General features: G+C 67.6%; 10 protein-coding genes. 5 read left to right on the top strand and 5 right to left on the bottom strand.

The annotated features are described in order from the left end of the window. Positions 1–207 precede the first annotated feature (207 nt). On the top strand, positions 208–552 hold the full coding sequence (locus F1640_RS22490) for a hypothetical protein (protein WP_194921905.1): 345 nt from the start codon (positions 208–210) through the stop codon (positions 550–552). Between the two features lie 403 nt (positions 553–955). Here the strand turns inward: F1640_RS22490 and adhP are convergent, their stop codons facing one another. The 5 genes from adhP to F1640_RS22465 form a co-directional block, all read right to left on the bottom strand. Then, entirely contained in the window at positions 956–1,987 is a 1,032-nt protein-coding gene (adhP, locus tag F1640_RS22485) for an alcohol dehydrogenase AdhP (protein WP_124808317.1), read from the bottom strand. A gap of 67 nt (positions 1,988–2,054) precedes the next feature. Next, the gene (gene adh, locus F1640_RS22480; RefSeq protein ID WP_194921903.1) at positions 2,055–3,581 is read right to left on the bottom strand and encodes an aldehyde dehydrogenase; all 1,527 of its coding nucleotides are present in this window, start codon (positions 3,579–3,581) and stop codon (positions 2,055–2,057) included. A 163-nt stretch (positions 3,582–3,744) separates the two neighbouring features. After that, on the bottom strand, positions 3,745–4,701 hold the full coding sequence (locus F1640_RS22475) for a GAF domain-containing protein (protein WP_124808319.1): 957 nt from the start codon (positions 4,699–4,701) through the stop codon (positions 3,745–3,747). Positions 4,702–4,795: 94 nt separating this feature from the next. Continuing rightward, the gene (locus F1640_RS22470) at positions 4,796–5,356 is read right to left on the bottom strand and encodes a nuclear transport factor 2 family protein (protein ID WP_124808320.1); all 561 of its coding nucleotides are present in this window, start codon (positions 5,354–5,356) and stop codon (positions 4,796–4,798) included. Between the two features lie 147 nt (positions 5,357–5,503). Beyond that, entirely contained in the window at positions 5,504–6,601 is a 1,098-nt protein-coding gene (locus tag F1640_RS22465; RefSeq protein WP_194921901.1) for a helix-turn-helix transcriptional regulator, read from the bottom strand. 185 nt (positions 6,602–6,786) lie between these two features. Between F1640_RS22465 and F1640_RS22460 the strand changes: the two genes are divergently transcribed. The 4 genes from F1640_RS22460 (at position 6,787) to F1640_RS22445 (ending at position 12,700) form a co-directional block, all read left to right on the top strand. Then, complete coding sequence (locus F1640_RS22460) at positions 6,787–8,940, top strand: TonB-dependent receptor (RefSeq protein WP_194921899.1); 2,154 nt, start codon at positions 6,787–6,789, stop codon at positions 8,938–8,940. A 73-nt stretch (positions 8,941–9,013) separates the two neighbouring features. Then, the gene (locus F1640_RS22455) at positions 9,014–10,708 is read left to right on the top strand and encodes an amidohydrolase (protein WP_124808323.1); all 1,695 of its coding nucleotides are present in this window, start codon (positions 9,014–9,016) and stop codon (positions 10,706–10,708) included. 80 nt (positions 10,709–10,788) lie between these two features. Then, positions 10,789–11,331, top strand: coding sequence for an Rrf2 family transcriptional regulator (locus F1640_RS22450; RefSeq protein WP_124808324.1), 543 nt, complete (start codon positions 10,789–10,791; stop codon positions 11,329–11,331). Positions 11,332–11,491: 160 nt separating this feature from the next. Next, positions 11,492–12,700 (top strand): NAD(P)/FAD-dependent oxidoreductase, encoded by a 1,209-nt coding sequence (locus F1640_RS22445; protein ID WP_124808325.1) that lies wholly within the window; start codon positions 11,492–11,494, stop codon positions 12,698–12,700. Positions 12,701–12,767: the final 67 nt, after the last annotated feature.

Raw genomic sequence — 12,767 nt, 5'->3', positions numbered from 1 at the left:
TTTTGGAGGACTGCCAATGAATTCAATCTGATATGTTGGGGAGGACGGCGTGAAATGGGGCCAGATCCGAGCAGCCGGATTGTGATCGCGGATTTGCGGGTTGGTGACGAACGCAACGGAAGATCATACCACCACGCCGGGCTTGCAACGGCGGGGAGGGGGGAGAGCGGACGTTGACATCGCGGACCCAGACGGCATTCTGCGTTGATGGACGAGGAGCAGATTGCCACTTGGACGGGATTGGGGCGTTGGCTCTTGATCGGCTTCGGGATAATGCTGATCTTCCTTTCCATTCCTATCGGCTTCTCACAGGACAATGGGGCTGCCGCTGGTTGGAACATTTTTCTCGGCCTATTGGCGATTGGCGCCATCGCATCCGGCAATCGCAAAGCGCCTCTGCTGTCTCTGGTCTTGGCATCCTTGATGGCAATCAGGCTGATCGCCGCGATCATCAATGGTTCATCAGTTTCAGTGCTGGCGGGTTCGCTGATCCTTTTGGTCATCGCGGCGGGCGCGGCGTACGACCTTCGAAAGCAGGCGAGGTTGGATTAGCGCGTTGCCATTGAAACGCCGAATGACCGCTATCTTGTCGTGTCTGGAAGGACCACCCCCACGGAAAGATGTCGGATAGCTGCCGCTCCGGCCACGCCGGACTGTGTCCACGTCGCCTGGCGAACGCGAAAAAATCGAGTCTGTGTCCGAAGTCACGGCGGTGTCATCGCCGGCATGGCAAAGAAAAGCCGCGACCCGAGGATGGCTTGCCATCTGAACTGCGCCTCCTGCCTTGTGCAGGGGGCGCATTTTTTCTTGCGGGTATAGTATCGGCGGTGGAAGCCCACCCCGTTGCGACTAACGCCGCCTCCGGCGCCGCAAGTCTCACTCCCCTCCCGCTTGCGGGAGGGGTTGGGGGTGGGTAGCGCCCAATTGTCTGCAATGACGCGCCGGCGCGGGTCTTCTACGCCGTCAGGTCCAGCACCACGCGGCCTTCGATCTGGCCCTTGTGCATCCGGTCGAACACGGCGTTGATGTCCTCCAGCTTCGCGGTTTCCACCGTCGCGCGGACTTTGCCGTGCGCGGCGAAATCGATCGATTCCTGCAAGTCGAGCCGCGTGCCAACGATCGATCCGCGCACGGTGATGCCGTTCAGCACCAGGCCGAAGATGTTGAGCGGGAAATCGCCCGGCGGCAGGCCGTTGAGCGCGACGGTGCCGCCGCGCGCGGTGACGCCGATCGCCTGCTCGAACGCCTTGGGGCTGACCGCCGTGACCAGCACGCCGTTTACGCCGCCACCGGTCTCGCGCTTGATGACGGTGGCGGGATCGTCGTGGCGGGCATTGACGGTGATCGTCGCGCCCAGCCGGCGGGCAAGATCCAGCTTGGCATCGTCGATGTCGATCGCGGCGACGTTCAGGCCCATGGCGACGGCATATTGCACCGCCATGTGGCCCAGCCCGCCGATACCGCTGATCGCGACATAGTCGCCGGGCTTGGTGTCGGTCATCTTCAGCCCCTTGTAGACCGTGACACCGGCGCAGAGCACCGGCGCGATCTCGGTAAAGCTGATGTTGGCGGGCAAGTGGCCAACGTAGTTCGGATCGGCGATCACGTAATCGGCGAACCCGCCGTTGACCGAATAGCCGGTGTTGAGCTGCGTCTCGCACAGCGTTTCCCAGCCGCCCAGGCAATGCACGCAATGGCCGCAGGCGCTGTAGAGCCACGGCACGCCGACGCGATCGCCTTCCTTCACGTTCTTCACGCCCGCGCCCACCTGGCTGACATAGCCGACGCCCTCGTGCCCCGGAATGAACGGCGGGTTGGGCTTGACCGGCCAGTCGCCCTCGGCGGCGTGGAGGTCGGTGTGGCATACGCCCGATGCCTGGATCGCGACCTGGATCTGGCCGGGGCCGACCTGCGGCACGGGCACTTCATCGATCGTCAGCGGCTTGCCGAATTCGCGCACGACGGCGGCCTTCATGGTGCTGGCCATGGTTCTTCTCCTTGGATTCCTGGGGAAAGCGGATGGCCCGGCCGCGCGGGCCGGGCCTTGCGCACGGTCAAAAGAAGCCAAGCTTCTTCGGGCTGTAGCTGACCAGCATGTTCTTGGTCTGCTGATAGTGATCGAGCATCATGCGATGCGTTTCGCGCCCGATGCCCGACTGCTTGTAGCCGCCGAACGCCGCGTGGGCGGGATAGGCGTGATAGCAGTTGGTCCACACCCGTCCGGCCTGGATCGCCCGGCCGAAGCGGTAGCAGGTGTTGGCATCGCGGCTCCACACCCCCGCGCCAAGGCCATAGAGCGTGTCGTTGGTGATGGAGAGCGCCTCCTCGGCATCGCGGAAGGTCGTGACCGACAGGACCGGGCCGAAGATTTCCTCCTGGAAGATGCGCATCTTGTTGTGGCCGCGGAACACCGTGGGCTGCACGTAGTAGCCGCCCGACAGTTCCCCGCCGAGATCGGCCGCGCCGCCGCCAATCAGCAGGTCCGCGCCTTCCTGCCGACCGATGTCGACATAGGAGAGGATCTTGTCGCGCTGCTCCGCCGAGGCCTGCGCGCCGATCATGGTGGCGCTGTCGAGCGGGCTGCCTTGCCGGATCGCGGCGACGCGGGCCAGCGCCTTTTCCATGAAGCGGTCGTAGATGCTTTCATGGATCAGCGCGCGGCTGGGGCAGGTGCAGACCTCGCCCTGGTTAAGCGCGAACATCACGAAGCCCTCGATCGCCTTGTCGAGGAAATCGTCGTCCTCGCGCGCCACGTCCTCGAAGAAGATGTTGGGCGACTTGCCGCCCAGTTCCAGCGTCACCGGGATCAGGTTCTGGCTGGCGTACTGCATGATGAGCCGGCCGGTCGAGGTTTCCCCGGTGAAGGCGATCTTGGCGATGCGCGACGAGGAGGCAAGCGGCTTGCCCGCTTCCAGCCCGAAGCCGTTGACGATGTTGAGCACGCCGGGCGGCAGCAGATCGCCGACCAGATCGATCCACACCATGATCGACGCGGGCGTCTGTTCGGCGGGCTTCAACACGATGCAATTGCCCGCCGCCAGTGCCGGCGCCATCTTCCACGCTGCCATCAGCAGCGGGAAGTTCCACGGGATGATCTGGCCCACCACGCCCAGCGGCTCGTGGAAATGATAGGCGACGGTATCGTGGTCGATCTCGCCGATCGAGCCTTCCTGCGCGCGGATGACGCCGGCGAAATAGCGGAAATGGTCGATCGCCAGCGGCACGTCGGCGGCCATCGTCTCGCGGATCGGCTTGCCGTTGTCCCACGTTTCGGCGGTGGCCAGCGTTTCGAGATTCTGCTCCATGCGGTCGGCGATGCGCAGCAGGATCGCGGCGCGTTCGGCCACCGAGGTGCGGCCCCAGGCATCCTTGGCCTTGTGCGCTGCATCCAGCGCGGCCTCGATATCCTCCGCTTGCGAACGGGCGATCTCGCCCACCACCTTGCCGGTGATCGGGGACACGTTCTGGAAATAGCGCCCGGCCCGGGGCGCGACCCATGTGCCGCCGATGAAATTGTCATAACGGGCCGCGAAGGGCGGCTGCAGCGTCGCAACCGGGCGATCCTGAACGACGGAATCCATAAACCTGATCCTCTTCCTGGCTGAACCGGCGCCGTCTTTCGGCGTCTGTCCCGCATCCTAGGAACGCGATCGGAACGGGGGGAAGAGGGGGCCGGGACAAGGCCATGCCGATGTGTCTCGCCAGCGAGACAGGCGCGGGCGCAAATCGTTCAGGCCGAGGCTTTCAGGGGGTCAGGCCGGCCCGCGCCAAGCGGCGATAGAGCGTGGCCCGGCCGATGCCGAGCAGGCGTGCCGCCTGGCTGGCGTTGCCGCCGGCCTGCGCCAGCGCCTGCCGCAGAACCGCGCGATCGGCATCCTCGAACGAGGGGCCAGCCCCTTCGCCGAGCAGCTGGCCCAGCGCGCGCGGCGTCGTCAACGCCGCATCGTTCAACCCCAGTCGCAACCGCGCCGCCCGGCTCGCGCCGACCACCAGATCATCGCGATCGACCGCCAGCAGCGCCGTGCCGGTGGTGGCGTCATCCGAAAGGAACACGATGCGATGGCCATCGAAGTGACGACAGAAATAGTCCCGCTCGATCTTGCGCGCGGCGTCGCGCACCAGCGCGGCGATCATTTCCGCCATCGCGGGGCCATGATCGTCGCGGCAGCTCGATACGTCGAGCGCCCCCGCCAGCCGGCCGTGCGGATCATGCACCGGCGCGTCCATGCAGCTGATATCGACATTGCGCCCGGCGAAATGCTGATCGCGGTGAACGATCACGGGCTGGTCTTCGTAAAGGCAGGTGCCGATGCCGTTCGTGCCTTCCTCCGCCTCGCCCCACCGCGCGCCCTGGACCAGCCCCGCCGCGGTGAAGGAAGCGGCGTCGGCATCGTTCGTGCGACGCTCCAGCACGATGCCGCGCGCATCGCTCAGAATGACCGCGCAACCCGAACGCCCGACCGAACGGAACATTTGATCGAGCACCGGCGCGGCCACGGTGAGCATGACCTCGTGCTCGGCCCGCAAGGCCGACAGGAAAGCACCATCGACTCGCTCGCGCGCCGCGTGCTGGTCGGGGTCAAGTCCATGGAACAGGACGGACCTGCACCACGATGCGGCGATCGCCGAAGAGGCGGCCGCGCTGGGGGACCGCACCACATCCAGAACCGTGTCGCTGTGTCGAGCGACCACCACGGGCATCCTCCGCACTTCAGGCCATGAAGATCACGCCAACGTCGCCCGATGGTACAGGGACTCCGCCCCCCGGTAAAGCGCGCGGATCAGGCGCCCCGCTTCACACCCCCGCCATCAGCACCGAGGTCTGGATCAGGGTCTGCGCCCAGTTGTCGGGCAGCTTGCCGATAAACAGGTTTTCGGTGCGGTAATTGGCGATGCGCCAGCCCGCTGCGGTCTTGCGGAACTTCACGTGCAGGCGGCTCGACCGGATCAGCGAGGACCCGTCGTCATAGACCCACGGCTGGAACTGCACCCATTCGCCCTCGGCGGTTTCCGCGCTGGTGGCGCGCAACTGCTCGGCGGTCAGGTAGTGCGTGTTGAAGATCTGCTTCGGATTCTCGGCGGCGTAGAACTTGCGCATGTGCGCGGCGATCTCGGCCGGGCCGCGGTGCTGGCCGAACTGCGCGCCGTGCGCCCCGCCCACGCCCTGCCAGATGGCGTCTTCGGTGAACAGCGCGCCGATCGCGTCGGCGCGGGCTTCCGCCGGCATTCCGGCTTCGGGCAGAGGGCTGTCGCACAGGAACATGTAGCGCGCGAGCAGCCGGCGCGCCTCCGCTTCCGCCTGCAGGAACGCGACCTGCTGCTGCAGCTCCGCAATGGCTGCCCTGACGTCTTCCATGCCCTTCATCCTCGCATCAATCGACAATGCCGCCGTGCTTACGCGCTAACACCGGCCGCGTCATGGCCCGCGACAAGCCGCCGGCGGCTTCGTTTCGCGAAACGGGCAAAGCCTGCCGGAAGCGGTCAGGAGATGGGGCGTCGACTCTCAGTTCGATCGCCCGAACAGGTGCGAAGGGCTGGCCAGAGCCAGCCGGATCAGATCGGCCTGGCGGCTCGCTCGCGTCTTGGCCATGACCTGCTTGAGCTGCGTGCGCGCGGTGTGGATCGAAACCCCGCGCGCCTGCGCGAACGTGGCGACATCGTCTCCGCCGCACAGACGCGCCAGCAGATCGGCCTCGGACGGGGTCAGCGCGAAAAAGGCGCGCAGGTCGGCCGGCGCTGGCGGTGGCGGTCCGCCCGCGTCGGCCAGCGCCAGCGCGAAGGCAGGCCGTTCGGCCGCGATGGCGTACCGCTCCAGCGCGAAGCGGGGCAAGGCGACGGCGTGAAGCAGCACTTCGCAATCCCCGTTGCGCCACCGCATCGCGCGGGGAGAGCCGGACAGCAGCAAGGGACGCAGCCCCTCAATCAGCCGCCATTCCGTGTCCGCCATCCCCGGCACCCGCACCACCAGGCCTTCCAGCAGGCCCTGTGCCGCCGGATTGGCGATCTGGACCCGCCCCGCATCGTCACAGATCGCCAGCGCGAACTGCATCCGGTCCATCACCTGCCGCAGCATGGCGTTTTCATTGGCGCGGCGATCGGTCTCGATCAGCAGGCGCAGCGCTTCGCGCACGTGCGGCATGAGGTCGATCAGTGCCTGCCGGCAATGCGCCGCCAGTGGCGTGCCGACCCCGGCATGAACCGCAAGCCCCGCCTCGCCCAGCGCGCCCATGGCGATGCGCGCGCCCAGGAACTGCCCCAGTCCCTGTTCGCGCAGGCGCGCCTGCCACTGGTGGAACTGCCCCTGCAGGGCATCCGGGCAATTGTCGTCCTCCAGCATATAGACGCCGTCGTGGACGGGATTCACCGCGACGATGGTGCGCGGATTGACGTCGTCCAGCAGCGAGAGTTCGCCGGCGGGCGCCGGGGTCGCCGAGCAAGTCGCCAGCCAGCGATGGCGCAGGCGGTCGGGCGTGCGGTTGAACCAGTGGATCGTGACGCTGCGCGCGCCGGTTTGCGTGCGCAGCCGGTCCAGCGCCGTGGCCAGGCGCGGACGGTCCATGCTGGCCCCGTACAGATCGCCCAGAACATTGGAACAGAGCATCGCCATACCCCCAACAAAGGCAACGGGGCATGGTGTTGGCGGCGGCAGGCGATGGCAAGGCTGGGCTTCCGCCTTTGTGACAATTCTTGCCGAAATTGCACAGCGCGTACCGCAAATGGGCGATGCCGCGCCCAGTGCCGGTTCCCATCATCGCCCGATCAACGAACACAACAGGGAGCTAGATCATGTGGGGAACCCATCGCGGCGCGGCGCTGCTCGCCATCTGCGCGGCCGGAATCGCGGCCTCGCCCGCCCTTGCCGCCGAACCGGCGGAGACCGGCGCGCAGGATAGCGGCGCGCTCGACACCATCGTCGTCGTCGCGCGCAAGCGGCAGGAAAACGTGCAGAGCGTGCCGATCTCGATCACCGCGCTGACCGGTGCGGCGCTGCAGCAGCGCGGCGTGGCGCGCGTGGGCGACCTGATCGGCACGGTCCCCAACCTTACCCAGGACGGCGGCGGTTCGGTGCTCGGCGCGATGGGCATTCGCGGCATCGTTTCGCAGACGCGCAACATCGGCTTCGACAGCGGGCTTGGCGTCTATGTCGACGGCGTGCTGACCGTGCGCCCCAACGCGGCGGACCAGGAACTGCCGGACATCGCCACGCTGGAAGTGCTGCGCGGGCCGCAAGGCACGCTGTTCGGGCGCAACACCACCGCCGGCGCGATCAACATCACCACGCGCAAGCCGAGCCTGGACGGCATCGAGGCCAATGCGCGCACCGCCTTCGGCAATCTGGGCACGATCGAGGCCAACCTGTTCGCGACCGCGCCAATCGTGACCGACCGGCTGGGCGTGAAGATTGCCGGCTCCATCGCCACGCGCGACGGCTATATCACCAACCTCTTCGACGGCTCGAAGCTCAACAACCTCAACCGCAAGTCGCTGCGCGGCGGCCTGCTGTGGAAGCCGGCCGAGACGCTGGAAGTGGCGCTTTCGGGAAGCTGGCTGAAGCAGGCGGACCGGCTGCTGCTGGGGCAGGTGGCCGACAACACTTCCGGCGGCCTCGCCGGGCTGCCGGGCTACTTCACCGATCCCTACACCGTTTCGCAGGACCATCCCAGCCTGCAAAGCCGCGAGATCTGGAGCACCAACCTCAACATCGACTGGCACATCGGCGGGTTCACGGTCACCTCGATCAGCGCCTATGGCGACAACCGTTCGCGCCTGATCGACGACGACGACGCCCGCCCGATCCCGCTGTCCACGTCCGACTTCCAGGACCGCGCCCGCCAGTTCACGCAGGAACTGCGGCTGGCTTCGCCCACGGGCGGCAAGATCGACTACCTCATCGGCCTGTACTACCTGCGCCAGAACGCCGACGCCAACCGCGCCACCACGGTCAACGGTCCGCCGGGACCGGCCGCCTTCGTCGGCGCGATCTCCAGCATCTCGAACCTCAGGACCAATGCCTATGCCGCGTTCGCCAGCGCCAACTGGCGGCCGCTGCCGGGCCTGACGATCAGCGGCGGCCTGCGCGTCAATACCGAGAGCAAGGATCTGGTGTTCGACCAGACCAACACCTCGTTCATTGCCCTGCCGCAGCTTTCCGCGCGCCTGCACCGCAAGGACAGCAACCTTTCGGGCAACGCCAGCGTGTCCTACGAAGTCGTGCCCGATACCCGCCTCTACGTCAGCGCCGCGCGCGGCTTCAAGAGCGGCGGCTTCAACCCGGACATCGTCGGCAGCACCGACATCAGCTTCGGTCCGGAAAAGGCGTGGTCGTTCGAGGCCGGCATCAAGTCCGACCTGTTCGACCACAAGCTGCGCATCAACGCGGCGGGCTTCTACACCGATTACAAGGACCTGCAGGTCTCGGCGCTGGTCGGCGCGGCCTTCCAGATCCGCAATGCGGCGGCGGCGCATATCAAGGGCTTCGAAGTGGAAGTCACCGCCAGGCCGGTGCGCGCGCTCGAACTCAACGCGGGCGCGGGCTATACCGACGCGACCTATGCCGACTTCCCCGGCTGCGCCCCGGCCACGAACTGCGCCGGGCAGCGCCTGCCGTTCGTGCCCAAGCTCTCGCTCAACGCCGGCGCGCAAGTGACGCAGCCGCTTGGCGAAGGGCATCTGACCGGGCGGCTGGACCTGTCGTGGCGGAGCGGCATCTACTACGAGGCGACCAACACGCCCGACGGACGCCTGCCCGGCTACGTGCTGGTCAACGGGCGGCTGGGCTACAGCTTCGCCGGCGATCGGCTGACCATCGCCATGTTCGGCCGCAACCTGTTCGACAACCGCTACCGCGACTACTCGTTCTATCTCGCTCCCTTTGCCGAACGGCTGGTGCGCTGGGCGCCGCCGCGCACCTACGGCATCGAAATGACCACGCGCTTCTGATGGTCGGCCGGCGGCGCAAGCCGCCGGTCCGCCCCCCCCCTGAAATTCTCCGGCCACAAGGATTCGCCGCTCCATGTCCAGACGTCCGCTCGCCATCGCGCTGGCAACCCTGATCGCCAGCCCGGCTTCGGCCCAGTTCCAGGACGCCATCGGCACGGCTCCGCCGGTTCCCGCCGAGGTGATCTACACCCATGGCCATGTCGCCACGCCCGCCGGCTGGCAGACCGACATCGCCATCGCGCAGGGCACGATCGTCGCGGTTGGGAGCGAAAGCGAGGTCACGGCGCATCGCGCTGCCGCAACACGGATCGTCGATCTCAAGGGCATGACGGTGTTGCCCGGCCTGATCGACATGCATGTCCACGCGGTCGACGCCGGATTGCAGGCCCGCGACTGCCGCTTTCCGCAAGGGGCAGACGCCGCCACGATCACGCGCACGGTCAAGGACTGCGCGGGCGCGGCGCGCCCCGGCGAATGGATCACGGGCGGCCAGTGGGACGCCTCCTCCATGGGCGGGACGCCACCCCACAAGCGCCTGCTCGATGCGGTCGCGCCGACCACGCCGGTCGTGCTCCACGACATCAGCCTGCACAGCGTTTGGGCCAATTCCGCCGCGCTCAAGGCCGCCGGCATCACGCGCGCCACGCCCAACCCGGCGGGCGGGGTGATCGAACGCGACAACAAGGGCGAGCCGACCGGCGTGCTGCGCGAGAATGCGGCCATCGCCCTGCTCAACACGGTTCCGGCCCCCAGCGAGGACGATCGGGTCGAAGCGCTGCGGACAGCCAGCAAGGCGATGCTGGCGCAAGGCATTACCGCCTACGAGGAAGCGCTGCTCGCCACCACCAACGCGCGCGTCTATGCCCGGCTCGCCGACGCGGGCGGGCTGGCGCAGCACGTGCGCGCCTGCATGTGGGACCGCGACCAGGCACTGATCACCCAGCGCCATCTCTATGCCCGGCCGGGCCTGGAAATGGGCTGCGTCAAGATGATCCTCGATGGCGTGCCCACGGATTCGCACACGGCCGCGATGCTGGAACCCTATGCCGACGCGGCGGCGTTCGGCGATGCGGCCCGGGCAAAGGGTTCGCTGCTCTATGCACCGGGCGAGATCGACGCAAAGGTCGCGCGCTACGATGCGGCAGGGCTGGTCGTGAAGCTCCACGCGGCGGGCGACGGTTCGGTCAGCGCCGCGCTCGACGCCGTGGCGGCGGCGCGCAAGGCCAACGGCCCCTATGGCCCGCATCACGAAATCGCCCACGCCAATTTCGTGACGCCGGCCGATATCCAGCGCGCCCGCGCCTTGACCGCTACCTTCGAGTTCTCGCCCTACATCTGGTTCCCCAGCCCGCCGGTGCGCGACGTGATCCGCTCGGTAGGCCCCGAACGCATGGCCCGCTTCACCCCGGTCCGCGACGCGATCGATGCCGGGGACCGCGTGGTGCTCGGTTCGGATTGGCCGGTGGTGCCGTCGATGTCGCCGTGGCTGGCGATCGAGACACTGGTGACGCGCGAAGCGCCGGGCGGCGGCGGCGAAACGCTCGCCCCCGGCCAGAAGGTGAGCGTGGCCGAAGCCCTGCGCCTGATGACCGCCAACGCCGCGCGCCAGATCGGCCTGGGCGACCGGATCGGCACGATCGAAGCGGGGCGGCAAGCCGATCTCGTGGTGATCGATCGCGACATCTTCGCCATCGATCCGCACCAGATTCACGCGACCCGGGTGCTGCGCACGATCATTGCCGGCAAGGAGGCCTATCTGGCGCCGTGAACGCCGGTAAAATATAGACGACAAAATTAGTCTCTGTTTTTAGCTTGACCCATGAACGCGGACTCGGTAAGTCCGTGTTCATGGCACATATCACCACCAGCGTCGAATACGGCATCCATTGCCTGCTGCTGCTCGTCGGCAACGAAGACCGGCCGATGAGCAGCCGCGATCTTGCCGAATTGCAGGGCGTTTCCGCCAGCTTCCTCGCCAAGATCTTCCCGAAGCTGGAAAAGGCCGGGATCGTGAAGGCCAGCGAGGGCGTGCGCGGCGGCTACCTGCTGGCGCGGCCGGCCGATGCGATCACCTTCCTCGATATCGTCGACGCCATCGAGGGCGCCAAGCCGCTGTTCGACTGCCAGGAAGTGCGCGGCCGCTGCGCCGTGTTCGGCGGCGATGCGCCCGGCTGGGCATTGGACGGCGTCTGCGCGATCCACGCGGTGATGCTGCAGGCGGAAAAGGCCATGCGCGATGCGCTGGCCGCGCAGACGCTGGGCGCCGTCGCCGGGCGCTTCGGCCGCAAGGCTCCACCCGAATTCTTTTCCGAAGTCAGCACCTGGATCGACGGACGCCTGACCGGCCGCACCGCGAAGAGCGGCAGGCCGGCGCGCGACGTGCCGGACTAAACGGGCGCGCCCGCGCGGCGCCCGCCCCCCTCCCCACCTGAACGTCTTTTCTCGGCCCCCCTTGCCGGGCCGCGCCGGGAAAGCGCCTGCACGCCATCCCTCTGCGGCGTCGCGGGACGATGAAGCGCGCCCGGCAAAAAGCAACAGAAGGAGAAATGCCATGACCCAGAAGATCGTGATTGCCGGAACCGGATTTGCCGGTGTCTGGGCAGCCCTTTCCGCCAGCCGCGCCATCGCGCTTGCCGGCAGGCAGCAGGACGTGGAGGTGATCGTCATCTCGCCCGCCCCCGCGCTCGTCATTCGCCCGCGCCTTTACGAAGCCGTGCTCGACAACATGAATCCCGATGTCGGCGCGCTGCTCGCCGCCGTGGGCGCACGGCACCTTGCCGGCCGCGTCGAGACCATCGATGTCAACAGTCGCACTGTCACCGTGGCACGGAGCGACGGGGAGCGCGAAACGATCGCCTATGACCGCTTCGTTCTCGCCGCCGGCAGCCAGCTGTTCCGCCCGGATGTCCCCGGCCTTGACCGCCATGCGTTCGACACCGACCAGTTCGCCACCGCCCGCGCACTGGACGTGCAGCTGAAGGCACTGCCCGGCGAGCCCGAGACGGAGGCGCGCAATACCGTCGTCGTCGCCGGCGGCGGGCTGACCGGCTTCGAGGCGGCGACGGAAATGCCGATCCGGCTGCGCGCCGCGCTGGGGGACAAGGCAAACTTCCGCGTCATCCTGATCGACACGGCGGATCGCCCCGGCGGATCGCTGGGGGACGAGGCGCAGCCCCATCTCGCCGAAGCGCTGGCCTTCACCGGCGTCGAAACGCGGACGGGCGTGCGGGTCACCGCGATCGAGGCGGACGCCGTGGTCCTCTCTTCCGGCGAACGGATCGCGACCAATACCGTCGTCTGGACCGCGGGCATGCGCGCCAGTCCGCTGGCGGCGCAGATCCCCGGCGAACATGACGCGATCGGCCGCGTCGTCGGCGATGCCTATCTGCGTGCGCCCGCCGCGCCGGGCGTGTTCGTGACGGGCGATACGGTGCACGCCGGCACGGACGATGACGGCAATGTCGCCCCGATGTCGTGCCAGCACGCGCTGAGCCTGGGGCGCGTGGCGGGGCACAACGCCGCCGCCGAACTGGTCGGTCTGCCGCTGCATCCCTATAGCCAGCCCAAGTACGTGACCTGTATCGACCTGGGCGACTGGGGCGCGCTCTACACCGAAGGCTGGGACCGGCAGGTGCGGATCACGCGCGAGGCGGCCAAGGCGATCAAGCAGGAGATCAACCGCGTGTGGATCTACCCGCCCGCCGCAGACCGCGACGCCGTGTTCGCCGTCGCCAATCCCGACTACGTCATCGTGCCCTGATGTCCGGAAGCCGGCGGCATTCCTCGGATGCCGCCGGCCCTATCCCGAAGGCCGCGCTCCGCTGGCC

The organism is Novosphingobium sp. NBM11, from assembly GCF_015390225.1.
Classification (GTDB): Bacteria; Pseudomonadota; Alphaproteobacteria; order Sphingomonadales; family Sphingomonadaceae; genus Novosphingobium.
This window is presented reverse-complemented; position numbering and strand designations above follow the sequence as displayed.